General features: G+C 62.7%; 27 protein-coding genes. 7 read left to right on the top strand and 20 right to left on the bottom strand.

Annotation, left to right across the window (positions count from 1 at the left end; all coding sequences use genetic code 11):
- Nucleotide 1 precedes the first annotated feature (1 nt).
- The 4 genes from AC07OK_RS02980 to AC07OK_RS02995 all read right to left on the bottom strand — a co-directional run bounded on the left by AC07OK_RS02980 (nt 2) and on the right by AC07OK_RS02995 (nt 3242).
- Nucleotides 2-703, bottom strand: a complete 702-nt coding sequence (locus tag AC07OK_RS02980) for an ArsR/SmtB family transcription factor (RefSeq protein WP_494688883.1) — start codon at nt 701-703, stop codon at nt 2-4.
- Nucleotides 700-1053, bottom strand: a complete 354-nt coding sequence (locus AC07OK_RS02985; RefSeq protein ID WP_494688884.1) for an antibiotic biosynthesis monooxygenase family protein — start codon at nt 1051-1053, stop codon at nt 700-702. The genes AC07OK_RS02980 and AC07OK_RS02985 overlap by 4 nt, the downstream gene beginning before the upstream one ends.
- Nucleotides 1050-1958 (bottom strand): alpha/beta hydrolase, encoded by a 909-nt coding sequence (locus tag AC07OK_RS02990; RefSeq protein WP_494688885.1) that lies wholly within the window; start codon nt 1956-1958, stop codon nt 1050-1052. The genes AC07OK_RS02985 and AC07OK_RS02990 overlap by 4 nt, the downstream gene beginning before the upstream one ends.
- Nucleotides 1959-2048: 90 nt before the next feature.
- Nucleotides 2049-3242, bottom strand: coding sequence for a serine hydrolase domain-containing protein (locus AC07OK_RS02995; RefSeq protein ID WP_494688886.1), 1194 nt, complete (start codon nt 3240-3242; stop codon nt 2049-2051).
- 98 nt (nt 3243-3340) lie between these two features.
- Between AC07OK_RS02995 and AC07OK_RS03000 the strand changes: the two genes are divergently transcribed.
- Nucleotides 3341-3823 (top strand): MarR family winged helix-turn-helix transcriptional regulator, encoded by a 483-nt coding sequence (locus AC07OK_RS03000; protein WP_494688887.1) that lies wholly within the window; start codon nt 3341-3343, stop codon nt 3821-3823.
- A gap of 41 nt (nt 3824-3864) precedes the next feature.
- Here the strand turns inward: AC07OK_RS03000 and AC07OK_RS03005 are convergent, their stop codons facing one another.
- The 5 genes from AC07OK_RS03005 to AC07OK_RS03025 all read right to left on the bottom strand — a co-directional run bounded on the left by AC07OK_RS03005 (nt 3865) and on the right by AC07OK_RS03025 (nt 8827).
- Entirely contained in the window at nt 3865-4614 is a 750-nt protein-coding gene (locus AC07OK_RS03005; protein ID WP_494688888.1) for a hypothetical protein, read from the bottom strand.
- Between the two features lie 24 nt (nt 4615-4638).
- Nucleotides 4639-6186: a 2-isopropylmalate synthase gene (locus AC07OK_RS03010; RefSeq protein WP_494688889.1), complete on the bottom strand. Its 1548-nt coding sequence runs from the start codon at nt 6184-6186 to the stop codon at nt 4639-4641.
- Nucleotides 6187-6244: 58 nt separating this feature from the next.
- Nucleotides 6245-7117, bottom strand: a complete 873-nt coding sequence (pssA, locus tag AC07OK_RS03015) for a CDP-diacylglycerol--serine O-phosphatidyltransferase (protein WP_494688890.1) — start codon at nt 7115-7117, stop codon at nt 6245-6247.
- 106 nt (nt 7118-7223) lie between these two features.
- Nucleotides 7224-7991, bottom strand: coding sequence for an SIMPL domain-containing protein (locus tag AC07OK_RS03020; RefSeq protein ID WP_494688891.1), 768 nt, complete (start codon nt 7989-7991; stop codon nt 7224-7226).
- A 68-nt stretch (nt 7992-8059) separates the two neighbouring features.
- A complete protein-coding gene (locus tag AC07OK_RS03025) occupies nt 8060-8827 on the bottom strand; it encodes an SIMPL domain-containing protein (protein WP_494688892.1) in 768 nt (255 codons plus the stop codon).
- A gap of 135 nt (nt 8828-8962) precedes the next feature.
- Between AC07OK_RS03025 and AC07OK_RS03030 the strand changes: the two genes are divergently transcribed.
- Nucleotides 8963-9850: a prolipoprotein diacylglyceryl transferase gene (locus AC07OK_RS03030; protein ID WP_494688893.1), complete on the top strand. Its 888-nt coding sequence runs from the start codon at nt 8963-8965 to the stop codon at nt 9848-9850.
- Nucleotides 9851-9897: 47 nt separating this feature from the next.
- Here the strand turns inward: AC07OK_RS03030 and AC07OK_RS03035 are convergent, their stop codons facing one another.
- The 4 genes from AC07OK_RS03035 to AC07OK_RS03050 all read right to left on the bottom strand — a co-directional run bounded on the left by AC07OK_RS03035 (nt 9898) and on the right by AC07OK_RS03050 (nt 14022).
- Nucleotides 9898-10527: an Npun_F0296 family exosortase-dependent surface protein gene (locus AC07OK_RS03035; protein ID WP_494688894.1), complete on the bottom strand. Its 630-nt coding sequence runs from the start codon at nt 10525-10527 to the stop codon at nt 9898-9900.
- A gap of 211 nt (nt 10528-10738) precedes the next feature.
- Nucleotides 10739-11755 carry a ketol-acid reductoisomerase gene (gene ilvC, locus AC07OK_RS03040; protein ID WP_492924159.1) on the bottom strand — a complete coding sequence of 339 codons (1017 nt, stop codon included), beginning with the start codon at nt 11753-11755 and terminating at the stop codon, nt 10739-10741.
- Between the two features lie 31 nt (nt 11756-11786).
- Nucleotides 11787-12278 carry an acetolactate synthase small subunit gene (ilvN, locus tag AC07OK_RS03045; RefSeq protein ID WP_026334297.1) on the bottom strand — a complete coding sequence of 164 codons (492 nt, stop codon included), beginning with the start codon at nt 12276-12278 and terminating at the stop codon, nt 11787-11789.
- 1 nt (nt 12279) lies between these two features.
- Nucleotides 12280-14022: an acetolactate synthase 3 catalytic subunit gene (locus AC07OK_RS03050; protein ID WP_494688895.1), complete on the bottom strand. Its 1743-nt coding sequence runs from the start codon at nt 14020-14022 to the stop codon at nt 12280-12282.
- Between the two features lie 510 nt (nt 14023-14532).
- On the opposite strand from AC07OK_RS03050, the gene AC07OK_RS03055 reads away from it, so the two are divergent.
- The 5 genes from AC07OK_RS03055 to AC07OK_RS03075 are packed head-to-tail and all read left to right on the top strand — an operon-like array spanning nt 14533 to nt 18997.
- Complete coding sequence (locus AC07OK_RS03055) at nt 14533-15102, top strand: RNA polymerase sigma factor (RefSeq protein WP_494688896.1); 570 nt, start codon at nt 14533-14535, stop codon at nt 15100-15102.
- A complete protein-coding gene (locus AC07OK_RS03060; protein WP_494688897.1) occupies nt 15099-15500 on the top strand; it encodes a DUF3619 family protein in 402 nt (133 codons plus the stop codon). The genes AC07OK_RS03055 and AC07OK_RS03060 overlap by 4 nt, the downstream gene beginning before the upstream one ends.
- Nucleotides 15501-15505: 5 nt before the next feature.
- Entirely contained in the window at nt 15506-16285 is a 780-nt protein-coding gene (locus AC07OK_RS03065) for a DUF3106 domain-containing protein (protein WP_494688898.1), read from the top strand.
- Nucleotides 16275-16802: an RDD family protein gene (locus AC07OK_RS03070; protein ID WP_494688899.1), complete on the top strand. Its 528-nt coding sequence runs from the start codon at nt 16275-16277 to the stop codon at nt 16800-16802. Before AC07OK_RS03065 ends, AC07OK_RS03070 begins: the two co-directional genes overlap by 11 nt.
- A 50-nt stretch (nt 16803-16852) precedes the next feature.
- A complete protein-coding gene (locus AC07OK_RS03075; protein ID WP_494688900.1) occupies nt 16853-18997 on the top strand; it encodes a prolyl oligopeptidase family serine peptidase in 2145 nt (714 codons plus the stop codon).
- Here AC07OK_RS03075 and AC07OK_RS03080 read toward each other — a convergent pair whose 3' ends face one another.
- The 7 genes from AC07OK_RS03080 to hscB form a co-directional block, all read right to left on the bottom strand.
- Entirely contained in the window at nt 18998-19741 is a 744-nt protein-coding gene (locus AC07OK_RS03080; protein ID WP_494688901.1) for an rRNA pseudouridine synthase, read from the bottom strand.
- The gene (ltaE, locus tag AC07OK_RS03085; protein ID WP_494688902.1) at nt 19738-20760 is read right to left on the bottom strand and encodes a low-specificity L-threonine aldolase; all 1023 of its coding nucleotides are present in this window, start codon (nt 20758-20760) and stop codon (nt 19738-19740) included. Before ltaE ends, AC07OK_RS03080 begins: the two co-directional genes overlap by 4 nt.
- Before the next feature lie 22 nt (nt 20761-20782).
- A complete protein-coding gene (locus tag AC07OK_RS03090) occupies nt 20783-21688 on the bottom strand; it encodes a class I SAM-dependent methyltransferase (protein ID WP_494688903.1) in 906 nt (301 codons plus the stop codon).
- The gene (gene iscX, locus AC07OK_RS03095) at nt 21675-21869 is read right to left on the bottom strand and encodes a Fe-S cluster assembly protein IscX (protein ID WP_008450499.1); all 195 of its coding nucleotides are present in this window, start codon (nt 21867-21869) and stop codon (nt 21675-21677) included. The genes AC07OK_RS03090 and iscX overlap by 14 nt, the downstream gene beginning before the upstream one ends.
- Before the next feature lies 1 nt (nt 21870).
- Nucleotides 21871-22212, bottom strand: coding sequence for an ISC system 2Fe-2S type ferredoxin (gene fdx / locus AC07OK_RS03100; RefSeq protein WP_116987984.1), 342 nt, complete (start codon nt 22210-22212; stop codon nt 21871-21873).
- 19 nt (nt 22213-22231) lie between these two features.
- The gene (gene hscA, locus AC07OK_RS03105; protein ID WP_494688904.1) at nt 22232-24112 is read right to left on the bottom strand and encodes a Fe-S protein assembly chaperone HscA; all 1881 of its coding nucleotides are present in this window, start codon (nt 24110-24112) and stop codon (nt 22232-22234) included.
- A gap of 103 nt (nt 24113-24215) precedes the next feature.
- Nucleotides 24216-24731, bottom strand: a complete 516-nt coding sequence (gene hscB / locus AC07OK_RS03110; protein WP_494688905.1) for a Fe-S protein assembly co-chaperone HscB — start codon at nt 24729-24731, stop codon at nt 24216-24218.
- Nucleotides 24732-24734 lie beyond the last annotated feature (3 nt).

A 24734-nucleotide genomic window follows, 5' to 3' on the forward strand; every position in this document is an offset into this window, starting at 1 on the left:
TTTAATCTGTTGCGTTTCTGAGCCAGGCGGCCAGTTCGGTCTTGCCTGGCGCCGACACTTCGAGCGCGCGGCTGTCGTCGCTGCGGCGCAGCCAGCCGCGCTCGACGAAGTTGTCGAGCAATGCGACGGCCAACGGGCCGGCGAAATGATCGCGCCGTTCGGACCAGTCGACGCAGCCATACAACTGACGCTGGGACGGCGCCCCTTCCGCCAGCTGGATGCCCAATTGCCGCAGCCGCGCCTGGCCCAACGGCGTGAGCGGATAGTCGTGGCCATCGCCCTCCCCCGGCCGCACCCAGCCGTTGTCGACGAAACAGCGGCACAGATCCACGCCCAGCACGCCCGCCAGATGGCCGTAGCAGCTGCGCGCATGGCGCAAGCCGCGCATGGCCGGCGCCTGCCAGCGCGTACTCTCGGGCAGCGCGCCGTCGGCCACGCGCAGCAGCGCTTCCAGCGCATGGGCGACATTGCCGTCGGCAAGCATGTAGTAGCGGTGCCGGCCTTGCGCGCGCACCCTCGCCAGCCGCTCTTCCACCAGCAGTTTCAAATGTTGCGACGCGGTCGGCGCGGACACACCGGCATGCTGGGCCAGGTCGGTGGCGGTGTAGAAGCGGCCGTCGAGCAGCCGCGACAGCATCAGCGCGCGGGTCGGATCGCCGATCGCGGCGGCGACGCGGGCGAAGCGTGGTTGCGGTGTATTCATGGCTTGCCTGCCGCAATCGGCGGATGGAACGGCGGCGCTTCATCGCGCTCCATCAGCCCGTAGTCGCGGATGACGCTGGCCACGCGCAAGCGATAGTTGTCGAACACGCCGGCGCGGCCGGCGCTTTGCGCCTCGCGGTGCTGCTCCTGCTCGCGCCAGGCGCGCACCGCCTGCTCGTCGCGCCAGAACGACAGCGACAACAGCTTGCCGGGGGACTTCAGGCTTTCGAAGCGTTCGACGGAAATGAATCCGTCCATCCTTTCCAGCAGCGGCGCCAGCTGGGCCGCGCGGTCGAGGTATTCGGCGTAGCCTTCGGTGCTGGGGATGACTTCGAATATCACGGCGATCATGTGGCGCTCCTGCGCAAAAAGGCGTTGACGGCATTGTAAAGCAGCCCGCGCGACGACTCCAGATGCATCAGGTGCGTAGCGCGTGGGAAGGTCTCGCAGCGCTTGACGCTGCCGCCCAAGGCCGCCAGCAGATTGACGGCGTCGGCCTCGGAACATACGCTGTCCCATACGCCGCGCACCAGCAGCGTCGGCGCTGTGACGCGCGAGGCGTCATACAGCGCCTCGCCGGACCACAAGGCGCGGACATCGGCCTGCGGTCCTGTCGGTGTCAGCACGGCTGGCGGCGTGCGGGTCGCAGCTTCGGGATCTGTCGCCAGGAAGGCGGCGCTCCAGTGCTGGAAGTGCGCTTCATCCAGCAACTGCGGATGGCCGCGCGGGACGTCTTCAACAAAGCGGCGATACTGCGCCCATGCCGTCAGCGGAAAGTGCGACGCCGCCGTGGCGGCGGCCGGCACATAGGCGCTAGCCGCCCTGGCGCCGCCGCGCGTGACGATGGGCGCGAACAGCGCCAGCGCGGCCAATGCCTGCGGATGCTCGCCGGCATAGCGCAACGCCACCGAGCCGCCCCACGAATGCGCCAGCAGCATGACGGGCCGGCCGCCGTTGCGCTCGCGAACGGCGCAGACCACGCGATGCAACTGCTCCTGCACGCTGCGCAAATCGCCAACGGGAATATTGTCGTGCTGCGCGTATCGTTCGGACGCGCCATAGCCGGCAAAGTCGAAACCCCACACATTGAAACCGGCGGCGTTCAGCGCATCGGCCCAGCTGCGGCCATCGACGGGGTGGAACACGGAGAGATCGGCCCCGAACGTCGAGCCGTGCACGTAGATGACATCGCCCAGATCCTCGGCGGCGCGCCGCACTTGCAGCGCCAGCATGGGCGTTTCCATCAGTTTGATCATTGCAGCCTCCTGTCATCGAATCGACAAGATAGCTGTTTGAAGCGGCGCATGCTTCGGCGTGGAACGAAGCATGCGCGGGCTTCATCGCCGTCAGGATGAAGCTGATTGCAAAAGACGGCTGGCGATATTCTTTACGGCGATTCTATTTTCCGCCGAGACGCTAACGTTGGTGAATATCGCCACGCCACTGCGCGTGGCCGGCGCCAGATAGGCCGCGGTAAAAACACCCGGATCGCCACCCCAATGGTTGGGCCTCATCTGCCCGCCCAAGGTGGACGCCATCCAACCCAGACCCTGACCGTTCAGCCATGTGGGCAGCCCGGCAGGCGCCTGCATATCCAGCATCTGCGCCATGGCATCCACGCCCAACACATCGATGCCGCCCGCCTTGCCGCCGTTTGCCGACGCGGCGATGAACTTCATGAAATCGCTGATCGATGAGCGCAACATGCCGCTCGGCCAATCAGGGAAGCCGACAGGTTTGACAGCCACCAGCGCACCATCTACCAGGCCGTAGCCCTCGGCGCTGAGCGACTCGGGGGTATCTTTGACAGTCCAGCTCGTATGCCCCATGGCGAACGGCGCAAAAATGTCCCTGCGTGTTTGTTCGCGCATGTCCAATTTTCCGATGCGCCCCGCAAGATAGCCCAGTAAGGCGTAGCCCACGTTGCAGTAGTCCCAGGCCGCCCCCGGGCGCGCGGTGGAGAAACACGTCGCGTCCGAATAATTGCCGCCGGCAGGAGTGAGATACTGCTTGAGAAAGTCGGCAAGAGATAGATCGGCGTCGTGACCGTACTGCCGGAAATCGATCTCGTAATACCGCGCGTCGGAAATGCTCGATGTGTGCAACAACAGCTGTCGGAACGTGATAGCCGTATCGCGGAATCGTGGATTGGCGACGGAGAAATCCAGGTAGCCCGCGATAGGCTCATCCAACGCAAGCTTGCCCCGCTCCACCAAACGCATGATCATGGTCGCAGTGAGCGTCTTGGTGATGGATGCAATGTGAAACATCGTGTTCGCGGTCACCGCCTTGCGCTGGCCAATATTGGCCATGCCGTAGCCTTGCGCAAATTGCACAACGCCATCGCGGGCAAAGCCGACGGCCAGGCCTGGAATCTTGGCAGTGCGCATTTCGTTTCGGATAAAGTCCTCCAGATCCGAGGCCGACGACGCGAGACCGCCTGCCACCGCACCAGCCGGCAGCAAGAACGCGGACAGGCCTGCGCCAAGAAAAGCACGCCGAGAAACCGTCGACACAGGGGCGGGCGTATGAACTGGCATGTTTTCGCTCTCTCTACATGGAAGTGGTGGCAAACCGGAGGCTGCATGTTATTATGCGTAGGCACCTACATAAAAGTCAACTTGAGAAATAAGAAACCATGACCACGCAAGATTATTCGCGCGCTGCCGGTGGAGCGGCCATCGGCGCCAGGCTAAGACGTTTGTCGGAAAACCTCGATGGCGACTCGGTGAGGGTGTACGCCGCCTTGGGGATAGCGTTTGAACAGCGCTGGTTTGGCGTGCTGAACCAATTAGCGATCAAAGGCTCTGCCACGGTGGGGGAACTGGCGGCGACGCTGAAGATCACGCATGTCTCTGTAAGTCAGACCCGACAATCCCTGGAAAAATCCGGGATCGTGACATCGCAATCCGATCCCGAGGACGCCCGAAAGAAGAAAATCATCCTCACCGCCACAGGCAAGCGGCTGGTCACGAAGTTGCGACCGGTCTGGGCAGCATTTGACGAAGCCGCCCTGGCGCTGAACGCCGAGTCGGGCGACGTCGTTGCACTGCTAAACAGGCTGGAAGACGCTCTGGAACATCAATCCATCTTTGATCGAATCATGACCCGACTCGCCTAAGCAATGACCGCCGCAGTGACTGGCGAAACCATTGCCCAGGCTCAATTGGCGCCCCTGTCCACTACCGGCGGCGCCAGGAACTCAAATTCCACTAGCGTGTCATCTGGCCAGCTTTGGTCGTGCAGCGGCGGCGCATAGCGAGTGAGGTCCGTCGCGTTCAGGCGCTCTGCCGGTAGTTTTTCGCGACGGGAGCCGGATACCAAGGTGGCGCCTGTGATCGGCGTAGCGGTCGTGAAGAACACCCGGCTTCTGGACGAGTGGCACACCCCGCCCAGCGGAACAATGAAGGCCAACTTGATAAACGAGGCATCAAATTTATCAATCGCCCAGCGCACCTCGCACTCCAGGCGCAGATCGCCCAGCCGGCGCGTCCCTGCGGGAAGACCGGCGGTATGGATGTCCGGGCGCCAGCGGAACAATCCCTTCTTGCTGTTGAGCCGCAAATCGGCATCGTCCTTGGCGGCCGACTCGTCGCGCGGCACCGAGAAAGTGTAGTCGGCCGCGATCGGCAACTCGATGTTGGCGTTGTCGCCCACAATGCGCAGCTTCAGATCGGCCAGCGTCAGGTTGGGCTGTTGCGGGCGCAGGACAAATTTCAGTTGCGCCTTGGGCGCGAGCGCATGGTATTCGTCGAACGCGTTCAAGCCATCCAGCATTTTCCGGTACGGCTTCCAGTCGGGATCCTTGGTGCCCGCCACCGCCACTTGCTGGATAGGTTCGACCGGGGCGTCTTCCGCCATGACAGCAGCCGATACGGACAACAACAGGATGAGCGGGAGGATAATTCGCATAGACGGTTTCTGGCTTGGCACCCCTCAGGGTTGCGGATTGACGCGCTCGATCTTCGAGTGCAGCTTGTTCAGCGCCGACAGGTAGGCCTTGGCCGAAGCGACGATGATGTCCGGATCGGCGCCGACGCCGTTGACGATGCGCCCCTCCTTCGACAGACGCATCGTCACTTCACCCTGCGACTGGGTGCCGGTGCTGATCGCGTTGACCGAGAACAGCACCAGCTCGGCGCCGCTGCCCACTTCGGATTCGATGGCGTTGACGGTGGCGTCGACCGGGCCATCGCCCTTGCCTTCGGACGCATGTTCCTCGCCGTCGATCGAGAACACCACTTTCGCGCTCGGCGTCTGGCCGGTGTTGGACTGCTGCGACAGCGACATGAAGCGGTAGTACTCGCTCTCGTGCGACTGCGCTTCGTCCGACACCAGCGCCAGGATGTCTTCGTCGAAGATTTCGGACTTGCGGTCGGCCAGCTCCTTGAAACGGACAAAGGCGGCGTTGATCTCCGCTTCCGAATCCAGGTCGATGCCCAGCTCCTGTAGGCGCTGCTTGAAGGCGTTGCGGCCCGACAGCTTGCCCAGCACGATCTTGGTGGCGGCCCAGCCCACGTCCTCGGCGCGCATGATCTCGTAGGTCTCGCGCGATTTCAGCATGCCGTCCTGGTGGATGCCGGAGGCGTGCGCGAAGGCGTTGGCGCCCACCACCGCCTTGTTGGGCTGCACGGCGAAGCCGGTGATCTGCGACACCATCTTGGAGGCGGCGACGATCTGCGTGGTGTCGATCCCGACTTCGAGGTTGTAGTAAGCCTTGCGCGTGCGCAGCGCCATCACCACTTCTTCCAGCGCGGTGTTGCCGGCGCGTTCGCCCAGGCCGTTGATGGTGCACTCGATCTGGCGCGCGCCGCCTATCATCACGCCGGCCAGCGAGTTGGCCACGGCCAGCCCCAGGTCGTTATGGCAGTGCACCGACCAGATGGCCTTGTCGGAATTGGGGATGCGCTCGCGCAGGCGGCGGATGGTTTCGCCGAAGATCTCCGGCACCGCGTAACCCACCGTGTCCGGGAAGTTGATGGTGGTCGCGCCCTCCTCGATCACGCCTTCCAGCACGCGGCACAGGAAATCCTCGTCCGAGCGGCTGCCGTCTTCCGGGCTGAATTCGATATCGTCGGTGAACTGGCGGGCGTAGCGCACCGCGTTGCGCGCTTGCAGCAGCACCTGGTCGGGCAGCATGCGCAGCTTCATCTCCATGTGCAGCTTGGAGGTGGCGATGAAGGTGTGGATGCGCTTGCGTTCGGCCGGCTCCAGCGCTTCGGCCGCGCGCGCGATGTCGCGGTCGTTGGCGCGCGACAGCGAGCAGATGGTCGATTCGCGCACCACCGAGGCGATCGCCTTGATGGACTCGAAGTCGCCCTGCGACGCGGCCGCGAAGCCGGCCTCGATGACGTCGACGCGCAAGCGCTCGAGCTGCTTGGCGATGCGGACTTTTTCGTCCCTGGTCATCGACGCGCCTGGCGATTGCTCGCCGTCGCGCAAAGTGGTGTCAAAGATGATGAGGCGGTTGGATGAGTTGCTCATGATAGCTCCGTGGCTGATGCTTCGTTGCTTGAATTCTCAGGGCCTGCCGCCCTCTTGTTCAGCGGCGTTCGCTGGGGTCGCTGCTATGCTCGTCGGTCTGGATCAGGCTGACCTTCTTGCCCTTGGCCAGCCGCCATGCGGACACCACATAGCCCGACAGGCCGTAGGCGATAAAGATCGGGAACAGCACTTTCGGCGGATCGATCGACACCAGCGCGAACACCAGCGCGATCAGGAACACCGCGATGAACGGCACCGACTTGCGGAAGTTCACGTCCTTGAAACTGTAGAACGGCACGTTGGTCACCATGGTCAGGCCGGCGAACACGGCGATGCTCCACGAGACCCAGCGCAATTCGAGGCCGGACACTTCCTGGTCCACCATCAGCAGGATGAAGCCGGCCACCAGCGCCGCGGCCGACGGCGACGGCAGGCCCTGGAAGAAGCGCTTGTCGACCACTTCGATATTGGTGTTGAAGCGGGCCAGGCGCAGCGCGGCGCCGGCGCAGTAGACGAAGGCGGCGATCCAGCCCAGCTTGCCCAGGCCGCGCAGCGACCATTCGTAGATCACCAGCGCCGGCGCGGCGCCGAAGGAGACCATGTCCGACAGCGAGTCGTACTGGGCGCCGAATTCGCTTTGGGTATTGGTCAGGCGGGCGACCCGGCCGTCCAGGCCGTCGAGCACCATGGCGATGAAGATGGCCCAGGCGGAGTGTTCGAATTTCTGGTTCATCGCCATGACGATGGCGTAGAAGCCGCAGAACAGCGCGGCGGTGGTGAAGGCGTTCGGCAACAGGTAGATCCCGCGATGGCGCGGCCGGTCGAGGTCCTCGCCCCTGGCGCGGCGCGCAAAGCGGCTAAAGCGCGACATCTGCGGCGTTTTGCCTTGGACTGCGCCATTCTTGGCTCGGCGACGGGGAAATTTGGCCATAGGGTTCCGTTTCTGATTAGCTGGTCATGTTGCCTCGTCATTATAGAGGAGCCGACCATAAAAAAGGGAGTCGGCGGGCCATCCACCCTATTCTGCCCAAGTTTGCCTACTTGAAGCGCACTTTGCCCACCAGGCGCATTTGCAGCGTGGTTTCGCCCGCTTCGAAGCTCGGCTCGACCACGGCCTCCGAGGCGATATAGGCCGGCGCCGGCGCCGCCATCACGCGCGAACCGGTGATGCTGACGCGGTCGACGAAATTGCCCGAGCCTTCGAAATCGACCGTATCGAGCACGGCGTCGCTGAGTTTGCGGCCCATGGCATGCGCGATCGAGTTGATGCGCTCGTTCAGGTTGGCGTAGGTGGCGGCGATGCGTTGGTCGTCGAGCTTGCGGGTGGTGTCCGGCGTCAGGCCGAAGTACAGATTATTCAGCGCCATGACGCGCTGCGCGGCGGCGACCGTCTTCGGCAGGCCCGCCAGTTGGGTGGTGGTGACCTGCAAGGACTGGCCCACGCGCCAGGCGGTCGCCACGCGTGGCTTGCGCGGCTGGCCGTTCACCGGGGCCGGCTCTTCCGGATAGACCGGGTAGCTGTAGTAGCCCTGGGTTTTCAAGCCGGCCTGCGGATCTTCCTGTTTGACGATCTCCAGGCCCTGCTTCATCTTCTGGTTGACGCGGGAGGCGGCGGCGGCCTTGTCCTTGTCGACCTCCTCGACGGTCAGCGTGATGATGGCCTGGTCGTTGACGTGGCGGACTTCGCCGAAGGCGGGAACGACCACCAGGGCGCCGTTGGTCGGCAAGGATTCCTGCGGGGCTGCCTGCGCGGACAGCGCACAAGCGGCAACAAGGGCGGCGGACAGGTGCTTCGTGACAGTCATAGCGATCTCCTGAGTTAACATAAAGGCAATCGCAACTGTACCTCAACACGCGCCGCCGCGCATCGGCATTACTTGAAGCGAACCTTGCCCACCAGGTTCATTTGCAGCGTGGTCTCGCCCGGCTCGAAGCTCGGCTCGGCCACATCGGCGACGTCCGACATCTTGGCCGAACGCATCATCATCGGCGCCGGTGCGCCGCCCATGCGTTCCTGGGCGTAGTTGCCCGAACCTTCGAAGTCGACCGTGTCGAGCACGGCGTCGCCGACCTTGCGGCCCATCGCGCTGGCGATCGAGTTGATGCGCTCGTTCAGGTTTTTATACGTTGCCGCGATGCGCTGGTCGTCCAGCTGGCGCGTGGTTTCCGGCGTCAGGCCGAATTGCAGGCCGTTCAGGGTCAGGATCTTCTGGGCGGCGGCCACGGTTTTCGGCAGCTTCTCCAGATTGGTGGTGGTCACTTGCAGATACTGGCCCACGCGCCAGGAGGTCGGCACGCGCGGCTTGGACGACTGGCCGTTCACCGATGGGCGATCCTCGGGATAGACCGGATAGGTGTAGTAGCCCTGGGTTTTCAGGCTGGCGCTGGGGTCTTCCTTCTTGACGATGTCCAGGCCCTGTTTCATTTTCAGGTTGACGCGCGAGGCGGCGGCGGCCTTGTCCTTGTCCTGCTCTTCGATCGCCAAGGTGGCGACCGCTTGATCGTTGGCGTGCTTGACTTCGCCGAAGGCCGGCACCACGACCAGCGTGCCGGAGGTCGGCAGCGATTCAAGCGGGGCGGCGTGCGCGGCGAGCGCGAAGGAGGCGGCAGCGGCTGCGGCGAGTGTTTTCATGACGGTCATTGCGGGCTCCAAAGTTAAAATTACAACAAGAAGAACTTTACCCGAAATTGCCTTCGAGATATGTAAGACATGGTGAGTGTTTGTAACAAAGTCCCTTGTGCTAAAGTTCAGCCGGACTCCTTTTTGAAAGCTGACATGTCGTATCCGTATCTGAGTGATGTGATCAAGGCCTGGACCGGCCATGAGCTGCCGCTGCCGTTGGCGACCTTCGGACTGTTCGTGGCCGTGGGGGCGCTGGCGGCGGGAGCGCTGCTGCGCGCCGAGCTCAAGCGACTGTACGAGGCGGGCCGGATCGGGCCGGCGCACGTGCGCGGCCGCGAGGCGCCGCCGCAGGACGTGGTCAGCGACCTGACGATGGTGGTGCTGGTGGCCGGCATCTTCGGCGCGCGCCTGTTCCACATCCTGGAGCACACCGCCCAGTTTGCGGCCGATCCGATGAGCATGATCTTCACGCGCTCGGGCCTGAGTATTTTCGGCGGACTGATCTTCGGCACGCTGGCGGGCATGGTGTGCGTGCGGCGCTGGCGTTTGCCGGTGCGTCCGCTGCTGGACGCGGCGGCGCCGTCGATGATGCTCGGCTATGCCATCGGCCGCATCGGCTGCCAGGTGTCGGGCGACGGCGACTGGGGCATCGCGGCGAACATGGCGCTCAAGCCTGACTGGCTGCCGACCTGGCTGTGGGCGCAAACCTACGACAACAACATCTACGGCGAGCTGATCGCCCTGCCCGGCGTGTATCCGACGCCGATCTATGAAACCGCGATGGCGCTGCTGTGCTTCGCGCTGCTGTGGGCGCTGCGCAAGCACGCGTTCCGCATCGGCTGGCTGTTCTCGGTGTACTTGATGCTAGCCGGCGTGGAGCGCCTGCTGATCGAGCAGATCCGCGTCAATCCCGTGTTCAATGTCGCGGGCCTGCATGCCACTCAGGCCGAGTTGATCGCCACCCTGTTGATCGTACTGGGCATATTGGGAGCGCTGGCGCTCAGCGTCCGCCCATCCAGGCACGCCGCATCGCGCGGCTGAAAAAAACCGGCACGACTCCGTGCCGGTCTCATGTTGGTGCAAGCAGCTTAGCCGCGTGAACGACGACGGCGAGCGATAAAGCCCACCAGGCCCAGGCCGCCCAGCAGCATCGCATACGTTTCTGGCTCCGGAACTGGGGCCAGCACGTAGGCGTGATTATCGGTTTCCATCGAGTCGCCGTTGGAATGGAAGACAATCGAGGTGAACAGCGAGCCGGAAGTCGACTGCACTCCCAGATAGAAGGAACCGGTCGGCGAGTGCGCGCTGTAGTTGACCAGTTGATAGCCATCGATGGTAGTGTTGCTGCCGTCCGAGCCGATGAAGGTCACCGAATTATAGGTATCCGGCGTGCCAAGATAGAAGCCGAAATACGATGCACCCTGACCGGCGTCGAAAGTGACGGTCGCGGTCGGAGCGGAATTACCGACGGCCAGATAGCGAGTGGTATCGTAGGTCGGCGTGGTGTATTCCGAATTCCAGGCGGTTCCGGTGACGTACTGACCACCGCTGTAATGAATGCCAGCCGGCAGCGCACTGTCAAACGTCACGGTTTCCGGATAAGGCAGCGGGGTGAACTGGCCAGAGCTCACTTGGATGGTGGAGAAATCAACATCGGCATGGGCAAAGGAAGATGCAGCGACGATAGAAACGGCAAGTAGCAGTTTTATGGAGTGCATGGGACGTCCTATAGGAAAGGTGTGCCAGAGCGGCGTAGTGACAGTGAATCTGAAAACAGTGTGCTTTCAGAAATTATCATATCACCACTTTTTAAATTATTTAATTTATAATTAAATATATTTTTGACATCTATTCTGCAAGGTAGTCCCTAGCCCGGAAACCATAAAAAAAAGCCGGCAGCGCCGGCTTTTTTTGTTGTTAATGTACAGCTTAGTTCTTCGACTGGTCGACCATCTTGTTCTTGGCGATCCAAGGCATCATGGCGCGCAGTTTTGCGCCGACTTCTTCGATCGGATGCTCGGCCGTCAGGCGACGACGCGAGATCAGGGTCGGAGCGCCTGCCTTGTTTTCCAGGATGAAGGACTTGGCGTACTCGCCGGTCTGGATGTCTTTCAGGCACTGACGCATCGCGTCTTTGGTGGCCGAGGTCACAACCTTAGGACCGGTCACGTACTCGCCGTATTCGGCGTTGTTCGAGATCGAGTAGTTCATGTTGGCGATGCCGCCTTCGTAGATCAGGTCGACGATCAGCTTCAGCTCGTGCAGGCATTCGAAGTACGCCATTTCCGGAGCGTAGCCCGCTTCGGTCAGGGTTTCGAAGCCGGCCTTGATCAGCTCGACCGCGCCGCCGCACAGGACAGCCTGTTCGCCGAACAGGTCGGTCTCGGTCTCTTCGCGGAAGTTGGTTTCGATGATGCCGGCACGGCCGCCGCCGTTGGCCGATGCGTACGACAGCGCGATGTCACGGGCGATGCCGGACTTGTCCTGGTACACGGCGATCAGGTGCGGCACGCCGCCACCCTGGGTGTAGGTGGCGCGCACGGTGTGGCCCGGGGCCTTCGGTGCGACCATGATCACGTCCAGGTCGGCGCGTGGCACGACTTGGCCGTAGTGCACGTTGAAGCCGTGGGCGAAGGCCAGCACCGCGCCTTGCTTGGCGTGCGGGGCGATGTTTTCGTTGTAGACCTGGGCGATGTTCTCGTCCGGCAGCAGGATCATGATGACGTCGGCGGCCTTGACCGCGTCGTTCACTTCCGCCACTTTCAGGCCGGCTTTCTCAACCTTGCTCCACGAAGCGCCGCCCTTGCGCAGGCCGACGGTCACGTTGACGCCGGAATCGCTCAGGTTTTGCGCGTGGGCGTGGCCCTGCGAACCGTAGCCGATGATGGCAACGTTTTTGCCCTTGATCAGGGAGATGTCAGCGTCTTTGTCGTAGAAAACTTTCATGGTATTTCCTTAGTAGTATTTTTGAATTTGATTAAACTTTGAGGATGCGTTCGCCGCGTCCGATGCCGGAACCGCCGGTACGTACCGTCTCCAGAATGGAGGCGCGGTCGATCGAATCGATGAACGCGTCGAGCTTGGTCTTGGCGCCGGTCAGTTCAATCGTGTAAGTCTTCTCGGTGACGTCGATGATGCGGCCGCGGAAGATGTCCGCCGTGCGCTTCATCTCTTCACGCTCCTTTCCCACCGCCCGCACTTTAATGAGCATCAGCTCACGTTCGATGTGCTGGCCTTCGGTCAGATCGACCACCTTCACCACCTCGATCAGGCGGTTGAGGTGCTTGGTGATCTGTTCGATGATGTCGTCCGAGCCGGTGGTGACGATGGTCATCCGCGACAAGGTCGCGTCTTCGGTCGGCGCCACGGTCAGCGTTTCAATGTTGTAGCCGCGGGCCGAGAACAGGCCCACCACGCGCGACAGCGCGCCGGCTTCGTTTTCCAGCAAGACAGAGATAATGTGTCGCATCTTATAAGTCCTCCGAACCCAACAGCATTTCAGAGAGCCCTTTGCCCGCTTTCACCATCGGCCAGACGTTTTCCGATTGATCGGTAATGAAGTTCATGAAGACCAGCTTGTCCTTCATGCCAAACGCGTCGCGCATGGCGCCGTCGACGTCGCCCGGTTTCTCGATGCGCATGCCGACGTGGCCGTAGGCTTCCGCCAGCTTCTCGAAGTTCGGCAGCGAATCCATGTAGGACTCGGAATAGCGCGAACCGTAGTCGATCTGCTGCCACTGGCGTACCATGCCCAGGAAGCGGTTGTTCAACATGATGATCTTCGGCGTCAGATGGTATTGCTTGCAGGTCGCGAGTTCCTGGATGCACATCTGGATCGAGCCTTCGCCGGTGACGCAGGCGACGGTGGCGTCCGGGTTGGCCATCTGCACGCCCATGGCGTACGGCAGGCCCACGCCCATCGTGCCCAGGCCGCCCGAGTTGATCCAGCGCTTAGGCTTGTCGAACGGGTAGTACTGTGCGGCCCACATCTGGTGCTGGCCGACGTCGGAGGTGATGAAGGCGTCGCCCTTGGTCACTTCCCACAGCTTCTGCACCACCGATTGCGGCTTGATCACCAGGTCCGAGGTCGGATAGTTCAGGCAATCCTTGCCGCGCCATTCGGCGATCTGCTTCCACCAGTCCTTGAGCGCGGGCGCGTTCGGCTTGGCTTCCGCAGCGTCGAGCTGGGCCAGGAATTCGATCAGCACGTCCTTGACGTTGCCGACGATGGGGATGTCCACTTTCACGCGCTTGGAGATCGACGATGGATCGATGTCCACGTGGATGATCTTGCGTGGGTTGGAGGCGAAGTGTTTCGGGTTGCCGATCACGCGGTCGTCGAAGCGGGCGCCGATGGCGATCAGGACGTCGCAGTGCTGCATCGCCATGTTCGCTTCATAGGTGCCGTGCATGCCGGGCATGCCGACGAAGTTCTCGCTCGACGCTTTGTAGGCGCCCAGGCCCATCAGCGTGTTGGTGACCGGGAAGCCCAGCTTGTCGACCAGCTTGTTCAGCTCGGGCGAGGCATTGGCCAGGATCACGCCGCCGCCGGTGTAGATCATCGGACGTTCGGCTTGCAGCAGCAGCTGGACCGCCTTGCGGATCTGGCCGGAGTGGCCCTTGTCGACCGGTTTGTACGAACGCATCTCGACCTCTTTCGGGTACGAGTACGTCGTCTTGTGCATCGAGATATCCTTCGGGATGTCGACCAGCACGGGGCCGGGACGGCCGGTGCGGGCGATGAAGAAGGCTTTCTTGACGGTTTCCGCCAAATCCTTGACGTCTTTGACGAGGAAATTGTGTTTGACCACGGGACGGGTGATGCCGACCGTGTCGCATTCCTGGAAGGCATCCTGGCCGATGGCGTGGCTAGGCACCTGGCCCGAGATCACGACCATGGGGATGGAATCCATGTAAGCGGTGGAAAGACCTGTCACGGCATTGGTGACGCCCGGACCGGACGTGACCAGCGCGACACCAACCTTGTTCGAGCTGCGCGAGTACGCATCGGCGGCATGCACTGCGGCCTGTTCGTGACGCACGAGGACGTGTTGGAATTTGTCTTGCTTGAAGATGGCGTCGTAGATATACAGTACGGCTCCGCCCGGATAGCCAAAGACGTGTTCCACGCCTTCCTCGGCCAGGCAGCGCACCAGTATTTCAGCGCCTGTGAGCGTGTTCGCTCCTTGTGATGCGGTTGCTTCGGTATTCATGAAACATTCCTTTCAAGGTCCATAGGAGATTGATCGGATGCTCTTTCCTAACGAAGTAGGCCCACCTCTACAGCATTGCCCTGCTTCCCTTTTTTTCTGCAGTCACAGCTGCCTCTTCCGTCAACCGTAGTGACGTGCAAAGCAGTGCTAGCTGCAAACTCTCGTTTGGCTGGATCTGTCTGTAGCGGTTCTGCGTACCTCTCGCGCTTGTGGCACGGGTTAGAGCAAACTGCTGACATATGAAAGCGCGTCTCGTCGATTGCGGCGTTGTGTGCCAACTGCGACCAGACCATAGAGCTTCGGGGTGTTCAAAGCGTCCCATACGGTACACCCGCCGCCCCGGTTTGGGCAAGTGAAATATCGAAAAAATCGCCGCTTCGGTACTTTTTGCATCGTCAAAGCAGCAAAAACCATGCAGAAATGGCTAAATTTTGCTAGCATGCGCTCAGTTCACGAGCCGCTCCCTAGCGGCCCAGCGCCGGCTTTCCCGGCAGTATCCACACCCGACGCATGGCCACAGACAAAGAATTATCCGACTTTCTCGAAAACGTCGAGCGGCGTGCCTTTAAACAAGCCGTCTACGCAGTGCGCAAGGACGAGTCCGCATTGGACATCGTGCAGGACGCGATGATCAAGCTCGCCGAAAAATACGGCGACAAGCCGGCCGCCGAGCTGCCGATGCTGTTCCAGCGCATCCTGCAAACCACCATCCTCGATTATTTCCGCAGGGAAAAGGTTCGCAACACCTGGGTCAGCCTGTTCTCGAGCATGGGCCCGTCCGGCGACGACCATGACGATTTCGACATGCTCGAATCGTATGCCGCCGAAGAGGGTTCCGAGGCCTCCGAATCGAGCGCGGACAAGATCGAGCGCCAGCAAATGCTGACGCTGATCGATGCCGAAGTACAAAAGCTTCCGGCGCGTCAACGAGAAGCCTTCCTAATGCGTTATTGGCAGGACATGGACGTGGCTGAAACAGCCGAAGCGATGGGATGTTCCGAGGGGAGCGTGAAGACACATTGCTCACGTGCAACACACACGCTCGCCGAATCGCTAAAAGCCAAGGGAATAACACTATGAACACCGACGACCTGAATTTCGCTTACAAGGTGCGCCACGCGCTCAATGAGCACCTGGACGATCTGCCCGCATCGACCACCGACCGCCTGGCGCAAGCGCGCAAGCAGGCGCTCGCCCGCAAGAAGGCCCACGTGGTAGCGCCGTTGAAGGTGCGCGTCAGCAAGAATGCACTGGCTGGCGCCGGCACCGGCTTCTTCTCGTTCACCTGGATGGCCCGCATGGGCGTGGCACTGCCATTGCTGGTGCTGGTCGGCGGCTTGGCCGGCATCTACCAGTACGAGCAGGAACAGCGCGTGGCCGACCTGGCCGAACTCGACGCCGCCGTGCTGTCCGACGAATTGCCGTTGTCCGCCTATCTGGACCACGGTTTTAACGCCTACCTGACCCAAAGCGAGTAACCAGCATGGCATTGAGCGGTCGCGCAAAATGGGGCGCTAGAACGGTGGTGGTGTTGGCGATAGCAGCGGCGAGCGCGGCGTTGGTTGGCTGCGGCCGGTCTGAAACGCCAGCCCAGCCTGCCGCGCCGAGTTCTTCCGCTTCCGGCGTGCAGCCGGGCGTGGCGGCGGGCAAACGCGCGTCGGCCAAGTCGGCGGAAAAAACCATGTGGAAGGATTTGACGCCTGAGCAACAACAGGCGCTGGAGCCGCTGGCGCCCGAATGGGACCAGATGGAGCCGATCCGCAAGCAGAAATGGCTGGGCATCGTCAAGCGCTACGCGTCGATGAAGCCGGACGAGCAGGTCCGCGTGCAGGAACGCATGCGCGAATGGGTCAAGATGACGCCGGACGAACGCCGCCAGGTGCGCCAGAACTTCGCCCGCGCGCAGAAGATCGATCCATCGCAGAAATCCACGCAGTGGGAGTCGTACCAGCAGCTGCCTGAAGAGCAGAAGAAGGAACTGGCGGCCAAGGCGGCGACGAAGAAACAAGTCGCCAACCTGCCGACGCCGACCCAAAGCAAGATCAAGACCGTGGCGCCGATCAAGCCGGCCGTGCCGACCACCGGCGGCCCCGCCGTGGCGCCGGCCACCCCGGTCGCGGGCGCCGCACCGGCCGCAGCGCCGGCCATCGATCCAGCCACCGGCGCGACCACCCCGAACGCCTCGAACATCGCACCGGTCGTCGCGCCTGCCGCGCCGGCGTCCGCTCCGCCTGCTCTGCCTGCCACCAGCAATGTCAAATAGCCTGCCTGTCACCATCCCCACCGTCAAGCGCCGCCTGATTTCGATGGTCTACGAAACCCTGCTGGGTTTCGCGGTGCTGTTCCTGCCCTTCCTGATTTTTGAAGTCGCCGTCCACGGCAGCCACACGCCAACGCTGGAACATATGCGCCAGGCGCTGGCCTTCCTGGTGCTGGGCGCCTACTTCATCCACCAGTGGAGCCGCGACGGCCAGACGCTGGCGATGAAGACCTGGCGCCTGAAACTCGTGCGTCCCGGCCACAACCACCTGTCGCTGCAAACCGCCGCCGTGCGCTACCTGCTGAGCTGGATGTGGGTGCTGCCGGCGCTGCTGCTGTCGCTGGTGCTGGACCTGCATAAATGGCAGGCGCTGGGCGCGGTCGGCGCCGGCATCCTGCTGTGGTCGCTGACCGCCTTCCTCGACCAGGACCGCCAGTTCCTGCACGACAAACTGACCGGCACCCGCCTGGTCCAGCTGCCGCCGCCGGAAAAGAAAAAGAAGGCCGTGCCGGCGGTGTAATTTTTACAATCTTCTGTGGCAGAATAGGTGTTTCGCCACAGGGGGTACAAATGAGCAAAGTTGTTTGCACGATGTACGGGGCGTTCCTCGCCCTGTCAGTCTCCGCCGCGTTCGCGGCCGACATTCCCAACGCGCCGGTGGCGCGGGTTGAACCAGTCAGCGACAGCTACTTCGGCGAAGCCGTGGTCGACCGCTATCGCTGGATGGAAAACGACCAAGACCCCGACTGGCTGCCCTACCTCAAACAACAGAACGCCCACGCCCGCGGCCTGCTCGACGCGCTGCCCAAACGCGACGTGCTGCTGAGCCGCATCCAGCAACTGTCCGGCGACGTGGCCACGCCGGCGCGCGTGCAGAAGGCCGGCGCCCGCCTGTTCTACCAGCAGCGCCCGGCCGGCGCCAACAACTTCAAGCTGTTCGTGCGCGAGGTTGGCAAAAACAGCGGCAAGGACCGCGTGCTGGTCGATCCGACCAAGCTCGATACCAAGACCAGCCACGTCTCGCTGGACTGGTGGCAGGCTTCGCCGGACGGCAGCAAGCTGGCCTATGGCCTGTCTAAGGATGGCAGCGAAGACTCGGTACTGCACATCATGGACGTGCGCAGCGGCGCCATTCTCAAGGAACGCATCGCCGACACGCAATCGGCGGAACCAAACTGGCTGGACGACAGCTCCGGCTTCTTCTACAACCAGCTAACCGGCAAGAACAACACGCCGGAGCGCTACCTCGATTCGGTGGCCCGCTTCCACAAGCTGGGCACCGATCCGGCCAAGGACCCGCTGCTGATGAAGCGCGGCCTCGATCCTGCGGTGAAGTACGAAAAAATCCAGGCGCCATACATCGGCACCGCCCTGCACTCCGCCACCGTGCTACTGATCCTGAGCGATGTTCGCCCCGAGAAGCGCATCTACACCGCGCCGCTGCGCGACGTCATCCAGGGCAAGGCCGCATGGCGGCAGGTTGCGGATTTCGCCGACGAGGTGACGGGCGTCGACATCGACGGCGACGACCTGTACCTGCTGTCGACCAAGGACCATCCGCGTGGACGCCTGCTGAAAACCTCAACCAAGTCGCCATCGCTGGCCAAGGCAAGCGAAGTAGTGGCCGAATCGAAGCTGGTCCTGCAAGGCATGGCGCGCGCCAAGGACGGCCTGTACCTGCGGGCGATGGACGGCGGCCCCAGCACGCTGCAACGCCTGGGCAACGACGGCAAGCTGACCACCATCGCCCTGCCCTTCGAAGGCACGCTGCGCGAGATCGAGTCCGATCCCAACGCGCCGGGCGTGCTGGCCGTGCTGACCGGCTGGCTGGAACCGGCCGGCATCTGGAGCGTGGCCGCCGACGGCAAAATGAGCGACACCGGCATCACGCCGAAGCCTGCCATCGACACCAGCGCCTACACCACCGAGCGCCGCTACGCCACCGCCAAGGATGGCACGCAGATCCCGTATAGCCTGATCTACAAAAAAGGGCTGAAGATGGACGGTAAGAATCCGGCCTTCATCTCCGCCTACGGCAGCTACGGCTCGGCCGCGTACACGCCCTCATTCGCGGGACGCACGCTGGCACTGGCCGACCAGGGCGCCATCGTCGGCTACGCCAATGTGCGCGGCGGCGGCGAGTTCGGACGCCAGTGGCACCGCGCCGGCCAACTGGAAAACAAACCTAACACCTGGCGCGACCTGATCGCCGTGTGCGAGGACATCAACGCCAAGGGCTACACCTCGCCTGAGCATCTGGCGATCGGCGGCCGTTCGGCCGGCGGCATCACCATGGGCCGCGCGCTGGAAGAGCGGCCGGACCTGTTTGCGGCGGTGGTATCGGGAGTGGGCTGGCACAATCCGCTGCGCTACGTGGCGGAGCAGAACGGCTACGGTGAAGAACCTGAGTGGGGTGCGATTGCCGATCCTGCCGGCTTCAAGGCGCTGAAGAGCATCGACAGCTATCAGCAGGTGGTCGATGGCACGAAGTACCCGGCCATCATGCTGACCACCGGCGTGACCGACCCGCGCGTGGCGCCCTTCCATCCGGCGAAGATGGCGGCGCGCCTGCAGTCGGCGACCGCCAGCGGCAAGCCGGTGATACTGCGGGTGGACTTCGACGCCGGCCATGGCATGGGCTCGACCCGCGCGCAGCAGGATGTGGAAGCGGCCGATACCTATGCCTTCATCCTGTCGCAGACCACCGCGAAGTAATCAGAAGCGTTCGTGATCCTGCAGGTAGCGCCACTCGCCTACCGGCAGGCTCGACATCGCGATACGTCCGATGCGGATGCGCTTCAGCGACACCACGGTCAGGCCGACCATTTTGCACATATGTTCGATCTGGCCAGGCTTGGGATTCTTCGGCGCGAAGCGCAGGCGGTTCTCGTTCTGCCAGCTAACCTTCATCGGCGGCAGCGGCTTGCCGTTGAACGGCAGGCCGTGGTTCAGCAACGCCAGGCCGTTGTCCTTGATGGTGCCGGTCACCTCGGCGATGATCTCGTGCTCGATCTTGGCCGCTTCGTCAACCAGCTTGCGGCTGACGCGGAAGTCCTGCGTGAACACCAGCAGGCCGCTGGCATGCGTCTCCAGCGGCGTGGTCAAGGTCAGGTTGACCAGGTGGCGCTTGAGGAAGCGCTGGCCCGGCGCGGAGCGCGTCAGCGAGGCGGGGTTCAGCAGGTGCACCGCCGGCGAACCGTCTTTGCCGATGCCGCCGTTGGCGCCCACCGGTTTGTGCAGCAGGATCGTCACCGGCAGGATCTCCAGCAGCGTGGCGTCGGGGGCGACGTCGATCTGCTGTTCCATCGTCACGCGGGCGCCCGCCTCTTCCACCACGACGCCATCGACGCTAACGAAACCGCCCTCGATATAGAGTTCGGCTTCGCGGCGCGAGCAAGGGCGCATTTCCGACAGGCGCTTGGCCAGGCGGATGCTGTTATCAGTAGTAGTGTCGGTCATCCGAAAAAATCCTCAAAAACGGTAATGGCGCGGTCGATGTCCTCGCGCGATGCATCCATGTGCGTGACGATGCGCAGGTGCGGCGACATCGATACGCGTATGCGGGTCAGTTGCAGCACGTCGTTCAAGGCACGGCAGGTGTCGGCCGGGATATCGACGTAGAAAATATTGGTTTGCGGCGTGCTGACCTTGATGCCTTTCAGCTTGGCCAGTTCGCTCGCGAAGTAAGTAGCGTTGTCATGGTCTTCCGCCAGCCGCGCGAAGTTGTGCTGCAAGGCGTACATGCCGCCCGCCGCGATCATGCCGGCTTGGCGCATGCCACCGCCCAGCATCTTGCGCCAGCGTTTGGCCTCGGCGATCAATGGCTTGCTGCCGCACAGGACGGAGCCGATCGGCGCGCCCAGGCCCTTGGACAGGCACACCGAAACGGAATCGAAACCCGCCACTGCGGCACGCGGGCTCACACCCAGCTTGACGGCGGCGTTGCAGACGCGCGCGCCGTCCAGGTGCGTGGCCAGGCCGCGCTCGTGCGCCAGCGTGGTCGCCTGCTTCAGGTAGTCGAGGCCCAGCACGCGGCCGCCGATGGTGTTTTCCAACGCCAGCAGCTTGGTGCGCGCGAAGTGGAAATCGTCCGGCTTGATGTAGGCTTCGATGTCGGCCAGCGCGATGCTGCCGTCGGGCTGGTTGATGATGGGCTGCGGCTGGATACTGCCCAGCACCGCGGCGCCGCCGCCTTCGTAGCGGTAGGTATGCGCTTCCTGCCCGACCAGGTATTCGTCGCCACGGCCGCAATGGGCCAGCAACGCCAGCAGATTGCTCTGCGTGCCGGACGGCGCGAACAGCGCGTCCTCGTAGCCGAACAAATCAGCCGTGTATTCCTGCAGGCGGTTGACGCTTGGATCATCGCCGTAGACATCGTCGCCGACGTCCGCCGCGTTCATCGCGGCGCGCATCGCCGCGCTGGGGCGGGTGATGGTGTCGCTGCGGAGGTCCAACCATTTTTCGTTCAGCTCACTCATCGTTCCATCGCCCCTTTTTGATTTATTGTTTAGCTACCTGCTCGGTGAAAAAGCGGTTGCCCATTTCTTCCAGCCCCAATGTCTCCAGCACTTCCTGCAAACGCTCCGATGGTCGCTGGCGCGGCAGGTTCTTGTACGTGGCGATGATCAACTCATTCTTCATCGAGTGCTCCCAGCCTACCAGCTCGGTCACGTTGACATGGTAGCCGTGCGCCTCCAGTTGCAGGCAGCGCAGCACGTTGGTGATCTGGCTGCCGAATTCGCGCGTGTGGATCGGGTGGCGCCAGATCTCGGTCAGCGCGGACTTGGCCAGCGACTTGCCCTTGTTCTTCTTCAGCACCGTCGCGACTTCGGCCTGGCAGCAAGGCACCAGCACCATGTACTTGGCCTTCTTCTTCAGCGCGAAGTGGATGGCGTCGTCGGTCGCCGTGTTGCAGGCGTGGAGCGCGGTGACGACGTCGATCTGGTCCGGCAGCAGCTTCGATTCGGTGGACTCGGCCACCGACAGCGGCAGGAAGGACATGCCGGGGAACTTGAACTGCTTGGCCAGTTCCTGCGAACGCGCCACCAGCTCTTCGCGGGTTTCGATGCCGTAGATGTGCGAGTCGTCGTTCAGCGCCTTGAAGAACAGGTCGTAGATGATGAAGCCGAGGTAGGACTTGCCGGCGCCGTGGTCGACCAGCGATACGCTGTCCTTCTCGGCCAGCACTTCCTTCAGCAGCGGCTCGATGAACTGGTACAGGTGGTAGACCTGTTTCAGCTTGCGGCGGCTGTCCTGGTTCATCTTGCCGTCGCGGGTCAGGATGTGCAGCTCTTGCAGCAGCGCGACGGTCTGGCCTTCGCGGATCTCCGGCATGTTGTCCGCGCCGGTGACGGTGGCGCCGATTTTCGCTGGCGCGGCTTTCGCTGCTGGCTTACTTGGCTTCATCGATCCACGCCTGCTGAACCGCTTCCAGGACCTTTTCACCGCCGCGCGTGTGGTCGTCGTCGAACTCTTCGAGGTCGACGATCCAGTTGTGCAGATCAGTGAAGCGGATAGTCAGCGGATCGATGTCCGGGTGCTTATCGTAGAGCGCTTCCGCAATCGCGGTGATGTCGGTCCATTTCATATCAGTGCCCGCCTTCGCTTGCGTGATTGATGGTGTACTTGGGGATTTCGACAACCAGGTCTTCATTCGCCACTACCGCCTGGCACGACAGGCGCGACACGGCTTCCAAGCCCCAGGCCTTGTCCAGCAGGTCTTCTTCGGTCTCGCTAGCTTCGCTCAGCGAGTTGAAGCCTTCGCGCACCAGCACGTGGCAGGTGGTGCAGGCGCAGGACTTCTCGCAGGCGTGCTCGATGTGGATGTCATTTTCGAGCATGACATCGCACAGGGTCTTGCCGACTTCGGCTTCGACGACAGCGCCGTCCGGGCACAGTTTTGCGTGGGGCAGGAATACGATTTGTGGCACTTGATACCTCTAGGTTTGTTTAAACTACCTGGTCCAGCGTCTTGCCGGCCAGTGCGCTGCGCACGCTGCGATCCATGCGGCGCGATGCGAATTCTTCGGTGCCGTTGGCCAGCGCTTCGACGGCGGACTTCACCGCCGCGTGGTCGACGGCGCCGGTCTGCGACTGGGCTACCACGTCGCGCACCTTGTTCATCAATACGTCGACTGCCGCGCGCTCTTCGTCGCTCAGCAAAGCCGCATCTTCGTCCAGCGCCGATTGCGTGGCCAGCATGATGCGCTCGGCCTCGACCTGCTCTTCGCGCAGCGCGCGGGCGACCATGTCGGTATCGGCCGATTTGTACGAATCCTGCAGCATGCGCGCGACGTCGTCGTCGCCCAGGCCATAGGCCGGCTTGACGATGATCGACGCTTCCACGCCGGAGCGCAGTTCGCGCGCGGACACCGACAGCAAGCCGTCCGCATCCACCTGGTAGGTGATGCGGATGCGCGCGGCGCCGGCCACCATCGGCGGAATGCCGCGCAGTTCGAAGCGCGCCAGCGAACGGCAATCGGACACCAGCTCACGCTCGCCCTGCAGCACATGCACCGCCAGCGCGGTCTGGCCGTCTTTAAAAGTGGTGAATTCCTGCGCGCGTGCGCAAGGGATGGTCGAGTTACGCGGAATGATCTTCTCGACCAGGCCGCCCATGGTCTCGATGCCCAGCGACAGCGGGATCACGTCCAGCAGCAGCCAGTCGTCGCCTGGCGCGCGATTGCCCGCCAGCAGATTGGCCTGCACCGCCGCGCCCAACGCCACGACCTTGTCCGGATCGATGTTCGCGTGCGGGATGGTGTGGAAGTATTCGCTGACCGCGCGCTGCACGTGGGGCATGCGCGTGGCGCCGCCGACCATGACCACGCCATCGACGTCGTCCGCGTCGACATTCGCGTCGCGCAGCGCCTTCTTGATGGCCTTCATGGTCTTGTCGATCAGGTGCTTGGTGATCTCCTGGAAGATCTCGGCGGTGATCTTCAGATGCACTTCTTCGCCGGAGCCGAGGATGGCGTCGACGGTCACATCGTTCTTGGTCGACAGCTGTTCTTTCGCTTCGCGCGCTTTCACCATCAGCACGGCCGTGTCCTCGTCCGACAGCGGCGCCAGTTTTTCCTGCTGGTGGATGTAGCAGAACAGACGATGATCGAAGTCGTCGCCGCCCAGCGCGGAATCGCCGCCGGTGGACAGTACTTCAAACACGCCCTTGCTCAGTTTGAGGATGGAGATATCGAAGGTGCCGCCACCGAGGTCGTAAACTGCGTACAGTCCTTCCGAACCGTTATCCAGGCCGTAGGCAATGGCGGCGGCGGTAGGCTCGCTCAGCAGGCGCAGCACGTTGATGCCGGCCAGCTGCGCCGCATCCTTGGTGGCCTGGCGCTGCGCGTCGTCGAAGTAGGCCGGCACCGTGATGACCGCGCCCACCAGATCGTCGCCCAGCGAATCTTCGGCGCGCTGGCGCAGCGTGGCCAGGATCTGCGCCGAGACTTCGACCGGGCTCTTGATGCCGGCGATGGTCTTCAGCTGCACCATGCCAGGGGTGTCCTGGAAATCGTAGGGCATGTTTTCCGCGTAGGCGATATCGGCCAGGCCGCGGCCCATGAAGCGCTTGACCGAAACGATGGTGTTCTTTGGATCGGTGGTCTGCGCGGCCTGCGCCTTGTAGCCGATGTTGGCATGGCCGTTCGGCAGGTAGCGCACCACGGACGGCAGCAACGGGCGGCCATCCTCATCGCACAGCACTTCTGGAATGCTGTTGCGCACGGTGGCGACCAGCGAATTGGTGGTGCCCAGGTCGATACCGACCGCCAGCCGATGCTGGTGCGGTGCGGTGGACATGCCTGGTTCGGAAATTTGCAGAAGTGCCATGGATGGACCTGTATTCTTATCTTGTCTGCTGAGGGGGTTTTGGGGTCAGTTCCGGCATTGTGCCACGCGTGGCACAATGCCGGAACTGACCCCAAAACCACTCTCAGGCTTCGATTGCTTCAAAGGCGAAGCGGACTTCTTCGCCGAATTTTTCAAGGAACATCAACGCGCGCACGCCTTGCGCCGCCGCGTGGAAGTCGCCGGCGTCGATCTGCGTCTCGATCTCCGCCAGGCGCGCCTTGCGTTCGTTGCGCAGCTGTTTGTCCAGCGCGTCCAGCGCGTCGCTGTCCTTAGCGGCGCGGGCGTCGCCCAGTTCTTCGCGCCATTCCATCTGCTGCATCAGGAAGGCCATCGGCATCGCCGTGTTCGACTCGGTCTGCAAATCGACGCCATTGAGCTCGCACAGGTACTGCGCGCGCTTCTGCGGATTCTTCAGGGTCTGATAGGCTTCGTTGGCGCGGGTGGCCCACTGCATGGCGACGCGCTTTTCGGCGTCGGTGGCATTGACGAACTTGTCGGGATGGACGCGGCCCTGCACGTCGCGGTAGGCGCTGTCCAGCGCCTCCGCGTCTACGGCAAAACGCTGCGGCAGATTGAACAACTCAAAGTGATTTTGCATGGC

This window comes from Duganella sp. GW821-FHT07G03 (assembly GCF_059418605.1).

Excerpts from the sequence above, each read along its gene's own strand:
- AC07OK_RS02980 (WP_494688883.1), bottom strand. The coding sequence starts at position 703 with ATGAATACACCGCAACCACGCTTCGCCCGCGTCGCCGCCGCGATCGGC.
- AC07OK_RS02985 (WP_494688884.1), bottom strand. The coding sequence starts at position 1,053 with ATGATCGCCGTGATATTCGAAGTCATCCCCAGCACCGAAGGCTACGCC.
- AC07OK_RS02990 (WP_494688885.1), bottom strand. The coding sequence starts at position 1,958 with ATGATCAAACTGATGGAAACGCCCATGCTGGCGCTGCAAGTGCGGCGC.
- AC07OK_RS02995 (WP_494688886.1), bottom strand. The coding sequence starts at position 3,242 with ATGCCAGTTCATACGCCCGCCCCTGTGTCGACGGTTTCTCGGCGTGCT.
- AC07OK_RS03000 (WP_494688887.1), top strand. The coding sequence starts at position 3,341 with ATGACCACGCAAGATTATTCGCGCGCTGCCGGTGGAGCGGCCATCGGC.
- AC07OK_RS03005 (WP_494688888.1), bottom strand. The coding sequence starts at position 4,614 with ATGCGAATTATCCTCCCGCTCATCCTGTTGTTGTCCGTATCGGCTGCT.
- AC07OK_RS03010 (WP_494688889.1), bottom strand. The coding sequence starts at position 6,186 with ATGAGCAACTCATCCAACCGCCTCATCATCTTTGACACCACTTTGCGC.
- pssA (WP_494688890.1), bottom strand. The coding sequence starts at position 7,117 with ATGGCCAAATTTCCCCGTCGCCGAGCCAAGAATGGCGCAGTCCAAGGC.
- AC07OK_RS03020 (WP_494688891.1), bottom strand. The coding sequence starts at position 7,991 with ATGACTGTCACGAAGCACCTGTCCGCCGCCCTTGTTGCCGCTTGTGCG.
- AC07OK_RS03025 (WP_494688892.1), bottom strand. The coding sequence starts at position 8,827 with ATGACCGTCATGAAAACACTCGCCGCAGCCGCTGCCGCCTCCTTCGCG.
- AC07OK_RS03030 (WP_494688893.1), top strand. The coding sequence starts at position 8,963 with ATGTCGTATCCGTATCTGAGTGATGTGATCAAGGCCTGGACCGGCCAT.
- AC07OK_RS03035 (WP_494688894.1), bottom strand. The coding sequence starts at position 10,527 with ATGCACTCCATAAAACTGCTACTTGCCGTTTCTATCGTCGCTGCATCT.
- ilvC (WP_492924159.1), bottom strand. The coding sequence starts at position 11,755 with ATGAAAGTTTTCTACGACAAAGACGCTGACATCTCCCTGATCAAGGGC.
- ilvN (WP_026334297.1), bottom strand. The coding sequence starts at position 12,278 with ATGCGACACATTATCTCTGTCTTGCTGGAAAACGAAGCCGGCGCGCTG.
- AC07OK_RS03050 (WP_494688895.1), bottom strand. The coding sequence starts at position 14,022 with ATGAATACCGAAGCAACCGCATCACAAGGAGCGAACACGCTCACAGGC.
- AC07OK_RS03055 (WP_494688896.1), top strand. The coding sequence starts at position 14,533 with ATGGCCACAGACAAAGAATTATCCGACTTTCTCGAAAACGTCGAGCGG.
- AC07OK_RS03060 (WP_494688897.1), top strand. The coding sequence starts at position 15,099 with ATGAACACCGACGACCTGAATTTCGCTTACAAGGTGCGCCACGCGCTC.
- AC07OK_RS03065 (WP_494688898.1), top strand. The coding sequence starts at position 15,506 with ATGGCATTGAGCGGTCGCGCAAAATGGGGCGCTAGAACGGTGGTGGTG.
- AC07OK_RS03070 (WP_494688899.1), top strand. The coding sequence starts at position 16,275 with ATGTCAAATAGCCTGCCTGTCACCATCCCCACCGTCAAGCGCCGCCTG.
- AC07OK_RS03075 (WP_494688900.1), top strand. The coding sequence starts at position 16,853 with ATGAGCAAAGTTGTTTGCACGATGTACGGGGCGTTCCTCGCCCTGTCA.
- AC07OK_RS03080 (WP_494688901.1), bottom strand. The coding sequence starts at position 19,741 with ATGACCGACACTACTACTGATAACAGCATCCGCCTGGCCAAGCGCCTG.
- ltaE (WP_494688902.1), bottom strand. The coding sequence starts at position 20,760 with ATGAGTGAGCTGAACGAAAAATGGTTGGACCTCCGCAGCGACACCATC.
- AC07OK_RS03090 (WP_494688903.1), bottom strand. The coding sequence starts at position 21,688 with ATGAAGCCAAGTAAGCCAGCAGCGAAAGCCGCGCCAGCGAAAATCGGC.
- iscX (WP_008450499.1), bottom strand. The coding sequence starts at position 21,869 with ATGAAATGGACCGACATCACCGCGATTGCGGAAGCGCTCTACGATAAG.
- hscA (WP_494688904.1), bottom strand. The coding sequence starts at position 24,112 with ATGGCACTTCTGCAAATTTCCGAACCAGGCATGTCCACCGCACCGCAC.
- hscB (WP_494688905.1), bottom strand. The coding sequence starts at position 24,731 with ATGCAAAATCACTTTGAGTTGTTCAATCTGCCGCAGCGTTTTGCCGTA.